Annotated in this window: 14 protein-coding genes; 4 read left to right on the top strand and 10 right to left on the bottom strand. The window is 67.8% G+C overall.

Translation table 11 applies throughout. The features are described from left to right. Positions 1-111 precede the first annotated feature (111 nt). The 4 genes from ACFV15_RS00785 to ACFV15_RS00770 are packed head-to-tail and all read right to left on the bottom strand — an operon-like array spanning position 112 to position 4,617. The gene (locus ACFV15_RS00785; RefSeq protein WP_378348112.1) at positions 112-1,452 is read right to left on the bottom strand and encodes a GH1 family beta-glucosidase; all 1,341 of its coding nucleotides are present in this window, start codon (positions 1,450-1,452) and stop codon (positions 112-114) included. Between the two features lie 46 nt (positions 1,453-1,498). Next, a complete protein-coding gene (locus ACFV15_RS00780; RefSeq protein WP_378348024.1) occupies positions 1,499-2,338 on the bottom strand; it encodes a carbohydrate ABC transporter permease in 840 nt (279 codons plus the stop codon). Further along, positions 2,331-3,287 (bottom strand): carbohydrate ABC transporter permease, encoded by a 957-nt coding sequence (locus ACFV15_RS00775; RefSeq protein WP_378348023.1) that lies wholly within the window; start codon positions 3,285-3,287, stop codon positions 2,331-2,333. Before ACFV15_RS00775 ends, ACFV15_RS00780 begins: the two co-directional genes overlap by 8 nt. A 7-nt stretch (positions 3,288-3,294) precedes the next feature. Further along, on the bottom strand, positions 3,295-4,617 hold the full coding sequence (locus tag ACFV15_RS00770) for an ABC transporter substrate-binding protein (RefSeq protein ID WP_378348022.1): 1,323 nt from the start codon (positions 4,615-4,617) through the stop codon (positions 3,295-3,297). Between the two features lie 223 nt (positions 4,618-4,840). On the opposite strand from ACFV15_RS00770, the gene ACFV15_RS00765 reads away from it, so the two are divergent. The 4 genes from ACFV15_RS00765 (at position 4,841) to ACFV15_RS00750 (ending at position 9,435) form a co-directional block, all read left to right on the top strand. Further along, positions 4,841-5,953: an ROK family transcriptional regulator gene (locus ACFV15_RS00765; protein WP_378348021.1), complete on the top strand. Its 1,113-nt coding sequence runs from the start codon at positions 4,841-4,843 to the stop codon at positions 5,951-5,953. 146 nt (positions 5,954-6,099) lie between these two features. Then, entirely contained in the window at positions 6,100-7,605 is a 1,506-nt protein-coding gene (locus ACFV15_RS00760) for an FAD-binding oxidoreductase (RefSeq protein WP_378348020.1), read from the top strand. 22 nt (positions 7,606-7,627) lie between these two features. Next, positions 7,628-8,638, top strand: a complete 1,011-nt coding sequence (locus ACFV15_RS00755) for an aldose 1-epimerase family protein (RefSeq protein WP_378348019.1) — start codon at positions 7,628-7,630, stop codon at positions 8,636-8,638. A 95-nt stretch (positions 8,639-8,733) separates the two neighbouring features. Then, a complete protein-coding gene (locus ACFV15_RS00750; protein ID WP_378348018.1) occupies positions 8,734-9,435 on the top strand; it encodes a heparin lyase I family protein in 702 nt (233 codons plus the stop codon). A gap of 57 nt (positions 9,436-9,492) precedes the next feature. Here ACFV15_RS00750 and ACFV15_RS00745 read toward each other — a convergent pair whose 3' ends face one another. The 6 genes from ACFV15_RS00745 to ACFV15_RS00720 all read right to left on the bottom strand — a co-directional run bounded on the left by ACFV15_RS00745 (position 9,493) and on the right by ACFV15_RS00720 (position 14,210). Further along, positions 9,493-10,512, bottom strand: coding sequence for a hypothetical protein (locus tag ACFV15_RS00745; protein WP_378348017.1), 1,020 nt, complete (start codon positions 10,510-10,512; stop codon positions 9,493-9,495). Between the two features lie 63 nt (positions 10,513-10,575). Beyond that, positions 10,576-12,147 carry a discoidin domain-containing protein gene (locus ACFV15_RS00740; RefSeq protein ID WP_378348016.1) on the bottom strand — a complete coding sequence of 524 codons (1,572 nt, stop codon included), beginning with the start codon at positions 12,145-12,147 and terminating at the stop codon, positions 10,576-10,578. A gap of 126 nt (positions 12,148-12,273) precedes the next feature. Then, positions 12,274-12,915: a hypothetical protein gene (locus ACFV15_RS00735; protein ID WP_378348015.1), complete on the bottom strand. Its 642-nt coding sequence runs from the start codon at positions 12,913-12,915 to the stop codon at positions 12,274-12,276. Beyond that, positions 12,902-13,273 carry a hypothetical protein gene (locus tag ACFV15_RS00730; protein ID WP_378348014.1) on the bottom strand — a complete coding sequence of 124 codons (372 nt, stop codon included), beginning with the start codon at positions 13,271-13,273 and terminating at the stop codon, positions 12,902-12,904. The genes ACFV15_RS00735 and ACFV15_RS00730 overlap by 14 nt, the downstream gene beginning before the upstream one ends. Next, complete coding sequence (locus tag ACFV15_RS00725) at positions 13,270-13,458, bottom strand: hypothetical protein (RefSeq protein ID WP_378348013.1); 189 nt, start codon at positions 13,456-13,458, stop codon at positions 13,270-13,272. The genes ACFV15_RS00730 and ACFV15_RS00725 overlap by 4 nt, the downstream gene beginning before the upstream one ends. Further along, complete coding sequence (locus ACFV15_RS00720) at positions 13,455-14,210, bottom strand: NAD(P)/FAD-dependent oxidoreductase (RefSeq protein WP_378348012.1); 756 nt, start codon at positions 14,208-14,210, stop codon at positions 13,455-13,457. The genes ACFV15_RS00725 and ACFV15_RS00720 overlap by 4 nt, the downstream gene beginning before the upstream one ends. Positions 14,211-14,253 lie beyond the last annotated feature (43 nt).

The following is a 14,253-nucleotide window of genomic DNA, read 5'->3' as shown; positions in this document are numbered from 1 at the left end:
CCACAGTCACTCTTTCGTGGCCAGGGCGGAAGCAGGCCAAGGTCGCCCAGCACGACATGACACCTTGCCCCTCCGCCCAATAGAACCGCCCGGCAACACTCACGACCCCGGTCAGCGGCGGGCTTGGTGCTCGGCGATCAGGTCGGCGTAGAACTGGCCGCTCGCCTTGACCGTGCGGACCTGGGTGTCGAAGTCCACCCTGACGAGGCCGAAGCGCTTGTCGAGTCCGTTCGCCCACTCGAAATTGTCCAGCAGCGACCAGGCGAAGTAGCCCTTCACCGGCGCGCCGGCGGCGACCGCTCCCGCGACCGCGGTCAGGTGTTCCTCGAGATAGGCGATCCGGTCGGTGTCGATCACCGAGCCGTCCTCGGCGACCTTGTCGTCGAAGGCCGCGCCGCTCTCCGTGATGTAGATGGCGCGCGAGCCGTACTCGTCGTGCAAGCGGTGGATCAGGTCCGCGAGACCTTGGCCGTAGATCTCCCAGCCCATCGCGGTGGTGGTCGCGCCCTCCACCGGCACCTGGCGCGCGTACGGCGCCGGGCCGGTCGGGTCGTCCTCGACGAGCTGGCGGAAGTAGTAGTTCAGGCCGTGGAAATCGGTCGGGGCCGCGATGATCTCGAGGTCGTTGCCGAGCACCGGGGGCTCGATGCCGTAGGTCTCGATCATGTCGGCCGGGTAGCCGCGGCCGTTGGACGGGTCGAGCCACCAGCGGTTGACGTGCCCGTCCATTCGCTTGGCCGCCGCGATGTCCTCGTCGCGCGAAGAAGCCGCTTCAATGCCCGAAAGGTTGACGACCAGGCCGATGTTCGCGGGCTGCTGGGCGTTGGCGCGGATGGCTTCGACGCCGAGCCCGTGTGCGAGCAGCAGGTGGTGTGACGCGTCGACGGCCTGGCGCAGGTCCTGGACGCCTGGCGCGAAACGGCCTTCCAGGTAACCGATCCACGCCGAACACAGCGGCTCGTTGACGGTGTTCCAGTCGCGCACGCGGTCGCCGAGACGGGCGGCCACCACGGCCGCGTATTCGGCGTACGCGTACGCGGTGTCGCGGGCGGGCCAGCCGCCGCGTTCCTGCAGTTCCGAAGGCAGGTCCCAGTGGAAGAGCGTGACGAACGGCCGGATCCCGGCCTCGAGTAGCGCGTCGGTGAAGCGGTCGTAGTGGTCGAGACCGAGCGCGTTGACCGCGCCGCGGCCGCCGGGGATCACCCGTGGCCAGGCGATCGAGAACCGGTACGCGTCCAGGCCGAGCTGCTTCATGATCGCCAGGTCTTCCGGCCAGCGCCGGTAGTGATCGCAGACGATGTCGCCGGTGTCGCCGTTGTCGATGGCTCCCGGGACCAGGCAGAAGTCGTCCCAGATGGACCGGCCGCGGCCGTCCGCGTCGACGGCGCCTTCGACCTGGTACGCGGCGGTGGCCGCGCCCCACAGGAAATCCGAGGGAAGAGCGGGGTTCAAGACAGACCTCACTTAGGGAATGGGCATGAGCAGGTGGAACGGCGGCTTACTTGACGGCGCCCGCGGTGAGCCCGGCGACGAGGAAACGCTGGAACAGCAGGAATCCGGCGACGATCGGGACCGAGACGATCAGGCTCGCGGCCATCACCTGGTTCCAATAGACCTGGACCTGTGTCGAGTACTCCTGCAGGCCGACGGCGAGCGTTCTCGTGTCGGAGTCGGTCATCACCGACGCGAACAGGACCTCGCCCCACGCGGTCATGAACGAGTAGATCGACACCGCGACGATGCCGGGGACGGCCGCGGGGATGACGACCCTGATCAGCGCGCCGAGCGGGCCGTTGCCGTCGACCATCGCGGCCTCGTCGAGCTCCTTCGGGATGGAGTCGAAGTAGCCGGCGAGCATCCAGATCGCGAAGGGCAGCGAGAAGGTCAGGTACGTCAGTATCAGGCCGAGACGCGAGCCGTAGAGGACGATCCCGGTCGTGTTGCCGATGCTGACGAAGATCAGGAACAGCGGCAGCAGGAAGAGAATGCCGGGGAACATCTGCGTCGACAGCACGGTCATCGAGAAGAACGACCGGCCGCGGAACTTGTACCGGTTGATCGCGTAGGCGGCGAAGATCGCGATCAGCACCGAGAAGATCGTCGACAGCCCGGCGATGACCAGGCTGTTCACGAAGTACTTCGCGAGCGGGATGGTCTTCCAGATGTCGAGGAACGGCTGGATGGTGATGGTCGACGGGATCCACTCCCACTTGCCCTGCACGTCACCAAGCGGCTTGAGTGAGGACGAGACCATCACGTACAGCGGCAGCAGCGTGAACAGCGCGAGGAAGCCGAGTACCAGCCGCCGGACCCAGGGTAGCCAGCGAGGCTCAGACACTTGCCTTCCTCCTTCGCGCCGCCACACCGAGATAAAGCGCGCTGACCAGAAGCAGGAACAACAACAGCAGCACGGACATGGCCGAGCCGAGACCGAAGTTCCAGGTCTTGAACGAGCTTTGGTAGATGTGGATCGAGATCAGCGACGCCTCTTGCGGCGCGGACTTGCCGAACAGCACGTACGGCGTGTTGAAATCGTTGAAGGTCCACAGGAACAGCACGAGCAGCAGCACCTGGTTGACCGGCCGCAGCATCGGCTGGGTGATCGCCCGCACCTGGCGCCACCAGCTCGCGCCGTCGATCTCGGCGGCCTCGTAGAGTTCGCCGGGGATGTTCTGCAGGCCCGCCATGATGATCAGGAACGCGAACGGCCAGTTGCGCCAGACCGAGACGATCACCAGCGACCAGAAGCTGTTGTCACCGATCAGCCAGAACGAATGGGTGCCCAGCACGCTGTTGACCAGCCCGGTGTCGCGCTGGAACATGAACGACCAGGTGATGACCGCGGCGTACATCGGCAACGCGTACGGCACCAGGAACAGCGTCCGCAGCAGTCCCCTGCCTCGGAAGGACCGCTGCATCAGGATCGCGGCCGAAGTGCCGAACAGCCAGCAGAGCCCGACCACCAGCACCGTGTACATGACGGTGACCCAGAACGAGTGCAGCAGCGCCTTGCCCGCCGCGCTGTCGAAGTCGAGCACGAACTTGTAGTTGTCGAGCCCCGCGTTGGGCGCGGCCGACCAGTTCCGGATGAAGTACTGGGTCAGCTTGAGGAAACTCATCCCGATCCCGACGAGCATCGGGATCACGTGGATGAGCAGTTCGAGCAGCAACGCGGGCAGCAGGAGCAGATAGGGCAGGCCGATCTTGCGGCGCTTCGCCCACCGGCTGCCCGGTTGACGGGCCCCGGCCGCTTCCACGGCCGGGGCGTCCTTCACAGCGATGGCCATCTCAGGTTCAGTTCCCGGCCGCGATCTGCTGGTCCGCCTGGGTGAGCTGGGACTTGATCTTCGCGGCGTCGACCGGTTTGCCGGCCGCGACGTCGGCGAACATGGCCTTCATGGCGGTGCCGATCAGCGTCTCGAACTGCGACTCCTGCGGGACCTGCGGCATCGGCTCGGCGGTGTTGGCGAGCACGTTCTGGAACACCTTGACGTCCGAGGTCTGGAACTTCGGGTCGCTGTAGGCGTCCTGGACGGTCGGGAGCGAACCGTAGGCGTTGTTGAGGATCGCCTGCTCGGGAGCCGAGAGCATGAACTTCACGAAGTCCAGCGCGGCATCCTTGTTCTTGGTGTTCTGGAAGACCGAAAGGTTGATGCCCGCGACGAAGCTGGTCACCTTGCGGCCGCCAGGCGGCGGGGTGGCCGGCAGCGGGATCGGCGCGACGCCGATGTTGGCCAGGTCGGCGCCGATGTTCTTGAACGAGCCCTCGGAGGCCTGGTTCATGAACATCGCGGCCTTGCCGTCGGCCAGGTCCTTGAGCGACTTGGCGGTGTCGGCGTACTCCGCGTTCGACGGGTTGACGATCTTGTCCTTCTGCATCAGGTCGATGTGCTGCTGGATCGCGGTGACCGCCTGGTCCGACGCGATCGTCGGCTTGCCGTCCTTGCCGAAGAAGGTCGCGCCCTGCTGCGCGCCGAGGATCGCCGCGTGGTGGCTGTTCTCGGTGACCTGACCGGCCTGCAGCGACATGCCCCACTGGCCCTTGGCCGGGTCGGTCAGCTTCTTGCCGTCGGCGATCAGCTCCTCCCAGGTCGCGGGCGGGCTGGTGATGCCGGCGTCGGCGAAGAGCTTCTTGTTGTAGTAGAGGCCGTACGCCTGGCCGTAGAGCGGGACACCGACGGGCGGCTGGCCCTGCGCGCCGGTCGCGGCGAGCGACGGGCCGAGGAAGCGGGACTTGCCGCCGACCTTCTCGAGCGCGGCGTCGTCGAAGGGCACGAAGGCGCCGGTGGCCTGCAGCGACGCGGACCAGGTGTTACCGATGTTGAGCACGTCGGGGCCCTGGCCGGAGGTGGTGGCGGCGAGGATCCGGTTGAGCAGGTCCGTCCACGGCACGACCTCGACCTTGACCTTGATGCCGGAGGCCTTCTCGAACTTGTCGAGCTCGGGCTGCAGGATGGCCTTGTCGTTGTCGAGGCTGGTGCCCTGGTTGGAGGCCCAGTAGGTGAGCTCCTTGGGGGCACCGGCCGCCGAGCCGTCGCCGCTGCCGCCACCGCAGGCCGCGGTGGTCGCGGCGACCAGCGCCATGGCCAGCGCCGGGGCGATCTTTCCGATTCGCATCTGAGGTCCCTTGAGGTGTGTGGACGGCCATGGAGCACATGTGATCCAGACCATGCCTTATTTTAAGGCGTGATTTAACGCCCGGTACGCCGAATCGTCAAGAGGACGCGACATGACTTTATTCAGGGCGCGAAGTAAGGTGCGCCAAACGGCGGAAGGCGGGCTGATGAGCGGGCGGGAACGGCGAACTGTGCACGCCCTGCGACGATTCAATCGCTCACTGTTGCTCCGTTCCCTGTATTTCAGCGCCCGGCAGAGCCGCCAGGAACTCAGCGCCGCCACCGGGCTCAGCCCGGCCTCGGTCGGCTCGGTGATGCGCGAGCTGATCGACGAAGGCATCGTGATCGAGGTCGGCTCCGTCGAGTCGGACGGCGGCAGGCCCCGCGTGCTGCTCCAGGTCAACCCGGCACAGGGGCATGTGATCGGCATCGACGTCGGCGAGACCAGGGTGCGCGTCGAACTGTTCGACCTCGCCATGACCGAGCGGGCCAAAGCCGACTACCCGCTCGACCCGCACGGGCACGACGCCGAAGCGGTGACCGCCGCGATGCTCGACGGCATCGCCGCGGTGCTCGCGGACGGCGGCGTCGACGCCGGTTCGATCATCGGGGTCGGGATCGGCGTGCCCGGCGTCGTCCAGCGGGAACCCGAGGTGCTGGTCGACGCCCAGACCTTCGGCTGGGACATGGTCCCGCTCGAACGGCTGCTGCGCGCCGGCACCGACCTGCCGCTGCTGTTCGACAACGGCGCCAACACCATGGGCAGGGCCGAACTCTGGTTCGGCTCCGGCCGCGGCACGTCGGGCGCGGTGGTCGCGCTGATCGGCTCGGGCGTCGGCGCCAGCATCATCGCCGACGACGCGGGCTTCCCCGGCGCGTCGGCGAGCGAGTTCGGGCATCTGGTGGTGGTCGCGGGCGGGCGGACCTGCCGATGCGGGAACAAGGGCTGCCTGGAGGCCTACGTCGGCGCGGAGGCGATACTCGCCCGCTTCGCCGAAGCGGGCGGGACCATCGCGGACGGCGCCGACCAGGAGTCGGCGCTCGCCGCGCTCAGCCACGACGATCAGGGCACCGGCGTGCTGGCCGAGACCGTGCGCTACCTGGGCGCGGGCATCGGCAGCCTGATCAACCTGCTCTCCCCCGAACGCGTCATCCTCGGCGGCTGGGCCGGGCTGCTCCTCGGTGACCGCAACCTCGACGCCATCCGCGACGCCGCGCGTCTGCATTCGCTGAGGCACCCCTTCGCCACCACGTCGATCGAACTGTGCCGTCTCGGCCCGGAAGCCGTCGCGCTGGGTGCCGCCACCTTGCCGGTCGAACGATTCCTGAATGGCTGAGCCCGGCAATCATAACGGCATTTTCGAAACACCACTCGCTGCCGAATTCCATGCAATCGCCAACGAATGTCATGTTCACCTATTGAATGCCGGGTAAAGGTTAGTTAACTTCCGACCAATCCCACCCCGCCTCACCTAGGAGAACCGTGAAGACGGCTGGATTCGGCAGACGTAAATTCCTGACCACGAGCGCCGCCATGGCGGGCACCGCGATCGCGGGCACCGCGCTGCTCTCGGCATTGGGCGACAGCGCGCTCGCGACGAGCGCCCGCGCGGCGGCGGGCGGCATCGACCTGGACGGACTCGGCAAAGCGATGTCGGGACGGCTACTCCGGCCCGGTGACGCCGGGTACGACTTCGCCTCGACGACCTGGAACCTCGCACTGCCTTCGCGCAGGCCAGCCGCGATCGCCATGGTCGCCGACCGCGAGGACGTCATCGAGTGCGTGCGCCGGGCCGGTGGCCGTGGCACGCCGCTCGCGGCACGCTCCGGCGGCCACAGCTACGCCGGTTTCTCCACTCCGGACAGTGGCGTGGTGGTCGACGTCTCCGAGCTCAACAAGATCACGGTCCGCGACGACGGCACCGTCGTGGTCGGTGCAGGCGCGCAGCTCATGCAGGTGTACTCCGCGCTCGCCGCGCGCGGCAGGGCGCTGCCGGGCGGCACCTGCGCCACGGTCGGCATCGCGGGTCTCACGCTCGGCGGCGGCATCGGCCCGCTCACCCGTCCCTATGGCCTGACCTGCGATCGTCTCAAGGCCGCGACGGTGGTCGGCGCCGACGGATCGGTGTTCAAGGCCGACTCCCGCGGCGACGCCGACCTGTTCTGGGCGTTGCGCGGCGGCGGCGGCGGTCACGCGGGCATCGTCACCGAGTTCACCTTCAGCACGGTGCCCGCGCCGAACCCGGTGGTCTTCAAGCTCGAGTTCCCGGCCTCGCACACCGCGAAGGTGCTCGCCGCCTGGTCGGCCTGGCAGCACTCCGCGCCCAAGGAACTCACCTCGACCTGCGCGATCGGCTCCGGCAAGGAGGCGAGCAACTCGATCGAAGGCACCTGGGTCGGCAAGGCCGCCGCGGCGAAGACCCACTTGGACGCGCTCGTCGCCGAGGTGGGCGTCGCACCGGCCACCCGCGTCACCCAGCAGAAGTCCTATCTGGACACTGTGCTGCATTTCGCGCCCTGCAAGGAAGTCAGCACCTGCTACGCGGACACCAAGCCCGGCGGAACGGTACCGCGTGAGGCGTTCCACGCCGCGTCACGCATGCTGCCGCGCGTACTGAAGACGGCCGACGCCGACCGTGTCGTCGAAATCATGACCGGGTTCGACGACATGGTCCTGCTCTTCGACGCCGTCGGCGGCGAGGTCGACGCCATCGGCGGCCGCGACACCGCGTACGCGCACCGCGGCGTCCGCGCCTCCGTGCAGATCTACGGCTGGAGCGAGACCGACAAGGGCGAAATCGTCACCCAGGCACAGCAGGCGCTGACCCGGGTGCTCAGCGGCCGCTCCTACGTCAACTACGTCAATCCGCTGCAGACCGACTGGGCCACCTCGTACTGGGGTGCGAACCAGGCCAAGCTGCGCCGCATCGTCTCGGCCTACGACCCCGGCAAGGTGTTCGACTTCCCCCACTCCGTCCTTCGCGGCTGAATCCCCTTTGGAGACAAGAACCATGCGCACGTTTTCCCGACGCGCGGCGATGACCGCCGCCGCAGGCACCACCGCCGCGCTCGCACTCGGCGCTCCGGCGGTTTCGGCGGCGGCCGCTGAAACCCTGCTGCCCACCGGACGGCAGTACCGCATCACGTCCGGCAAGCAAAGCCTGACGGTGGCCGAAATCGGCGCGGAACTGCGGTCCTGGACCGTGGACGGCCGCGCCATCCTGGCGGGCCACCCCGACAACTCCATGGGCGACAGCCACATGGGCAAGATCCTGCTGCCGTGGTCCGACCGGATCGCGGGCGGCAAGTACAAGTTCGAGGGCGTCGACTACGAAACCCCGATCACCGAGCACTGGAGCGGCTGCGCGATCCACGGGCTCATGTACTTCGCGCCGTGGTCGCTCGTCAAGCAGGAGAGCAACCGTCTCGTGCTCGGCTCGGTGCTGTATCCGCAGTACGGCTACCCGTTCCTGCTCAAGTTCCAGACCGAGTACGTGCTCGCCAAGTCCGGACTGCGGGTCACGCTCACCGCGACCAACGCCGGTGACAAGCCCGCCCCGTTCGGCAGCGGATACCACCCGTACTTCAAGGCCGACCCGCTGGTCGACAACGCGAAGCTGACCATCGCGGCGTCGACCTACCTGATCAACGACGACAAGGGCGTCCCGGCGGGCCGGGCGCCGGTCGCGGGCACCCCGAACGACTTCCGCACCGCGAAGGTCGTCGGCGCCGCACCGCTCGACCTCGCCTACACCGACCTGGCCCGCACCTCGACGGAAAGCACACTGGCCGAACTCGCGACGCCGGATGGGCACAAGGTGCAGCTCTGGGCCGACGAGAAGAACAAGTACCTGTTGGTCTACTCCGACGACTACGCGGTGGATCGGCCCATCCGCAAGGCGATCGCCATCGAACCGGTCACCGGTCCCGGCAACTCGTTCAACAGCGGCGAGGACCTGATCGTTCTCAAGCCTGGCCAGACTTTCCGCAGCACGTGGGGTGTACGCACCAACGCGCTGTGATTGCATGAGACCTTGCATTCGAAACAGGTTTTCCCGAGCGGCATAACAGGCATTATGTGGCGAATAATGTCCTGCGGCGAAAACCTAGAGGAAGTATGCACACCATCGTTTTCAAAAGTGTCGCGGCCGCCGCGGCACTGACCGCGCTGTCGGCGGGCCAGGTACAGGCGAGCACCACCGCCCTGCGCTGGTCCGCCGATCCGCGTGACGGCATCGGCGCCTTCAAGTCGATCCAGTGCGACAGCAAGACCTTCGCCACCGGAACGGACTCGGTGAAAGGCGCGGTCTGGACGGTGACCCAGCCCGCGAAGCAGGAACGGTGCGAAGCGGTCGGCCCCGACGTCTCCCCCACCGAAAGCTATTACCTGGGCTGGTCCTCGAAGTTCAGCATCGGCGACTCGGAGAGCCGGTACTTCTTCCAGGTCAAATCCAGTCCCAGCAGCGGCACCGCGAATCACCCGGTGGTCATCGGCGTGATCAACGGCGAGCTGCAGCTGCACAGCTGGACGACCGATCACAAGGATGTCCTGCTGTGGCGCGGCAAAGCGGTCAAGGACCAGTGGAACGACTACGCGCTGCGCATCACGTCCGGCAAGCAGGACGGCACCGTCCAGTTCTGGTTCAACGGGACGCGCCAGCGTCTGCTGACCGGCTCGGAGACCTACACCGGGACCACATACGACGGCACCCGGACGTACCTGAAGTGGGGCATCTACCACCCCGCGCCGGGGGTCGCGACCTCGTCGATCAGCACGATCAAGATGGGCTCCTCACTCGCCGACGTAACGGCCAAGTAGCCCAGGGTCGTGAGTGGTATGGCCGGTTCTAACCGGCCGTACCACTCACGAGCCCTTTTAGGTACTCGAAGGCGACGAGGCCAGCGGAACGAGCAGCCGCGGCGCCCCGCTCCCGTCCGAGGGAACGGCCCACACATCGCTCGCTCCCCCGCCGTCGCGCGGCAGGCCGTAGGCGATCGTGTTCGCGTCGAGCCACACGACCTGGTCGTCGATGCTGCGGGTCTCCGCGAGCGGGGTCTCCCGCATGGTCGCCAGATCGAGCACGTGCTCACGCCACGGCCGCGCGCCGTCCGGGGACACCCGCTTCTTGAAGGCGAGCTTCGTGCCGTCGGGTGAAAGCGACGGGCATTCGACGTTTTCCCTGAGCGTGTGGGCTTTCCATGCCTCGTTGTCGCCCTCGATGAGGTAGGTCCGGCCGCCGGTGCCGACCGTGGCGTAGAAGGTCCGGTTGCCCGGCATGAAGGTGACGCCCCAGTAGTTGACGTCCTCGCCGCGGTAGGCCTTGTCCTCGATACGCAGCGGGATGCCCTCGATGTTGCTGGACAGCTCGCTCTGCTCGCGGTCCATGATGGCCGTGCGGGTCGAGTAGGAACCGGGCTGGGCATAGGAGTCGCCGGTGGCGAATGTCGTCCAGCTGCCCATCCGGCCGTCGGGGGAAAGCTTGGCGCGGTTGGGGACGCCGGCCACGTCGACCCGCTTCGTCTCCGTCAAAGCGCCGTCGACGAACCGGGCGACGGCCGAGGGCATCGGGCCTGGCTCGTTCGCCAGGCACAGGCCGGTGCTCGCGGCGACGTAGAAGCGTTCGCACGTCAGCTCGCTGACGCGCCGGGGGCCGCCGGGGTCGGCGATCGACACCGAGGCGACCTTGCCGTAGCCGGGGCCGGGTGCGCCGTTGCGGAACAGGAGCTGCCCCGGCACGGTCAAGCGCACCGGGTGCTCCTGATCGACCGGGACCCCGGCGTCGGCCTGCTGCCGCTCGGGGTTGTTCGCCTTCGCCTTGACGACGTAGAAGACCGAGGTCGCGATCAAGGCCGTCGTCCCGGCGAGGGCCACGGCGATCTTCGCCTTGAGGTCCACCAGTCTCCTTCACTCCGGGATCCGGCGCCGCCCACCCGAACGGGCGGCGCCGGAAGCTGGGCGTCACCGGCAGGTGTACGGGCCCGCCTGGTCGAGCAGCTTGCCGTCGGTGCCGATGATCTCCCAGGAGTACGACTTCCCCTTGAGGATCAGCTTCATCACGCCGTGCTTGCCGAAGATCTTCTCCACGCCTTCGCGCGCCTTGAAGTTCAGGTAAAGGCTGTCGCCGCCGATACCGACGATGACCGACCGGACGCCCTTCGCCTCGTCGACGTGACCAGAGGTGTTCAGCGGCTTGGTGCGCTCGTAGTGGTGGTCGTGGCCTTGGAACACGACGTCAGCCTTCGCCTTCGAGAACTCGTTCCACAGCGGCGCGACGCTCTTCTGGTCGCCGTCCTTGCCCGAGTTGAAGCGCGGGTGGTGCCAGTAGCCGATGACACAGGACTTCGAGTTCGACGCGAGGTCCTTGCGCAGCCACGTCACCTGCTCGGAGCCGCCACCGTTGTAGACCGGGTCCGAGTCGAGCGCGACGAAGTGGAAGTCGTCGATGTTGTAGCTGTAGTAGGGCTTTCCGTTCGGCGTCGCGATCTTGCCGAAGTATTCCTTGTACCCGGCCAGCTTGTTGTTCCACTCGTGGTTGCCGGGCACGGGCTTGGTGATGCTCTTGAACTTGCCCCAGGTCTTGTCGTAGTACGCGCGGTACTCGGCGATCGTGCCGTCGTCGTACTGGTTGTCGCCGACCGTGAGCACGTACTTCGGGTTGATCCGCTCGACCACCTTGGCGGTCTCCGAGTGCGCCGACGGCAGTTCGGCCTTGGCGATGTCGCCGGAGACGGCGATGACGGTGCCACCCGAGCCGCTCGTGTCCTCGGTCTTCGCTGGCACCGCGGCGCTCGTCGGCGACAGGTTGCCCGCCGCGTCCCGCGCGCGGACGGCGTAGCTGAAGTCCCAGCCGGAGGCCAGCGAGGTGTCGGTGAAGGAGTTCGTCGCGGACTTGCCGATGACGTTGCCGCCCCGCAGGATCTCGTAGCCGGTGACGCCGACGTTGTCCGTCGCCGGTTCCCAGCCCAGCGTGATGCTGTTGGCGGTGCCTGCGGTCTGCTTGAGCGCCGTCGGCGCCGACGGCGGCTGGATGTCGCCGTCGCCGGTGCGTGCGCCGTAGACCTCCAGCTCCCACAGGGAAACGCCGTACGCGGTGGCCTTGACGGTCGCGTAGATCCGGATGTGCCGGGTGGACGTGTCGAGCCCGGTGAACTCGTCGACGCCGCCGTCGCCGCCGGTGACGGCCTTGATGTCAGTCCAGCTCACGCCGTCGGCGGAGCCCTGGATCTGGTAGCCCTTGGCGTAGGCCGACTCCCAGTTCAGCTTGACGCGGCTGACGGTCGCGGTACCGCCGAGATCGACGGCGATCCATTGCGTGGCACCGGCTTCGGCGCTCGCCCACCGCGTGGTCAGGTCGCTGTCGACCGCGTAGTCGCCGCCGAACCCGTCGCTCTCGGTGGACGAGGTCGTGGTCGGCTTTCCGGCGGACAGCAGGGATTCGGCCCGCGGCTGCGCGCTCGAGACGGTCAACGGCTGAACCAGCAGCACACTCGCCGCGACCACGACGACGGCTTGCTTGATCCTTCGCTTCATCCACACTCCCGACGAATTAATTAGGGAAGTTTCCTAATTAAAGCGAAGGTTAACGGACCCTGATCGGCCGGTCAATGAACCGTCAAGCCCTTACACCACAAGGAAGAACTGTTGCGCGGATCGGTGTCAGCGAGGCGTGAGTTCGGCGATGGCCTGACGAAGCAGCGCCTGCTCGTCCTCGGGCAGCGACCGGCTGGCGTGCACCATGTGCACGGCGGTGAGCAGCTTCGCATGATCCTCGGCGGTCCCCAGATCGCCGAGGTAGGACGGCAGCAGCAAGCCGAGCGCGGTGAGGTCGGCGCGGGCGCACAGCTTGGCCAGCAGCTCGGCGAGCGCGCCGTCCGGGGCCGGTTCGCCCGTCGCGCGCAGCCCCTTCGCGACGGCGAACCGGATCCCGTCCTGGTAGGGCCCGGCCGGCGTGTCCTGGATGCGGTCGGCGGCCTGGCGGTAGTGCGCATGCGACTCGGCACGCTCGCCGAGTTCCTCGTGTGCGCGAGCCATGTTCAGGTGCAGCGAGGGGTAGAACCCGCTGACCCGCTCATCGCCGACCAGGTCGGCGCGGCGCAGGCACTCCTGGTTCCAGTGCAGCGTGTCCTGCGGGGTCTTCTGGTGCCTGGCGAGGTAGTGCGCCGCGACGCAGGCGTCGTAGTCGTCGGCCGCCGCGTCCCATGCCTGCTGGAACAGCGCGTGCGCGTCGTCGGCGCGGCCTTCGGCCTCGGCCTGCATTCCTTGGCCGCAGAGCAGCACTACCGGGTTACCAGGTTCCATGCCGCCCAGCGTAATCGTTCCAATGCCGGAGCTTGTCCGGGTTGAGCACGAGCCAGATAGCGGTGACGCGCCCGCCGTCGACGGAGAACGTGGCGACCGCGCTGACCCGGTCGACGCATCGCACGACCAGTCCGGCTTGGCCGTTCACCGACTGCACCGAGATCGCCGAGCCTGCCAGCACGTCCAGCACGGCGCGCGTGGTCTCGGCGACGCCATGGACCGGACGCGTGACGAAACCCGGCTTGCCGCCGCTGTCGACGGCCGCGGTGACGTCCGGGGCCAGCAGCGTCGCGAGCCGCTCGGCCGACCCCGACTCGCAGGCCAGCCGGAGCCGGTCCGCGACGAGCCTGCCGATCATCTCAGGTCACCGCCGGACACGAAGGCGTCGCGCGGGTGCTCGACGGAGGCGAGCGAGACGACGTCACGCCCGAACAGCGCGGCGGTCAGCCAGATCGCGAGCACGCGGACCTTGCGTTCCCAGCTCGGGACGGCCAGCACGTGGTAGCCGCGATGCATCAGCCAGGCGGGCAGGCCCTTGATCACGAGCTTGCGGTACTGGAAGATCCCGCGCCCGAGTCCCAGCGTCGCGACCGTGCCGAGGCCGTGGTGCGCGTACGGTTTCGCCTTCTTGCCGTGCAGCGTGGCCGCGATGTTGCGCGCCAGCAGCTTGCCTTGGCGGACCGCGTGCTGGGCGTTGGGCGGTGCACGGTCGCGCCGCCCCGTTCCAGCGAGCGCACCACCCATCGGCCCGGCCGCTCGGTGACCTCCGGCAGGATCCGGTCCCGCGCTTCGACCAGGTGGAACGCCGGTTCCAGGTCCGGGTAGAGCCGCCGCAGCGCGGTCGCCAGCGCAAGCAGCTCGCCGAACCCCTCCACCCCGGAGAACCCGCCGCCGAAGAAGGTCGGCAGCGCCGACGCCCGGTCGAACGCCGTCAGCGGCCGGTCGCGGATCGCGACCGCCTCCTCGACATGCTTCAGCCCGATCGCCCGCTCCGCGATGCCCGGCACCGGGAACTTCCTGGTCACCGCGCCCGCCGTGACCACGATGATGTCGTACCCGAGCTCGAACTCCGGCCCGCCGGCAGGCCGGACGGTCACCCGCCGCGCGGCATGATCGATGGTCGTCACCATCCCGGCGACCACCCGCGTCCGCCGCAGATGCCGCCGCAGCGACACCGCGGCATGCCGCGCCTCGACCACGATCAGCTCGGCTTCCCGGCGCCGCAGCCGTTTCTCCAGCTTCCACGCGGTGTAGAACCCGGCGTATCCGCCACCCACCACCAGGATCTTGGTCACGACATCTCCCGTTTTCTCGAGTCCCACCAGTTCAGACACCGCA

It is taken from the genome of Amycolatopsis sp. NPDC059657, from assembly GCF_042734395.1.
In the GTDB taxonomy this organism is placed as follows: domain Bacteria; phylum Actinomycetota; class Actinomycetes; order Mycobacteriales; family Pseudonocardiaceae; genus Amycolatopsis.
This window is presented reverse-complemented; position numbering and strand designations above follow the sequence as displayed.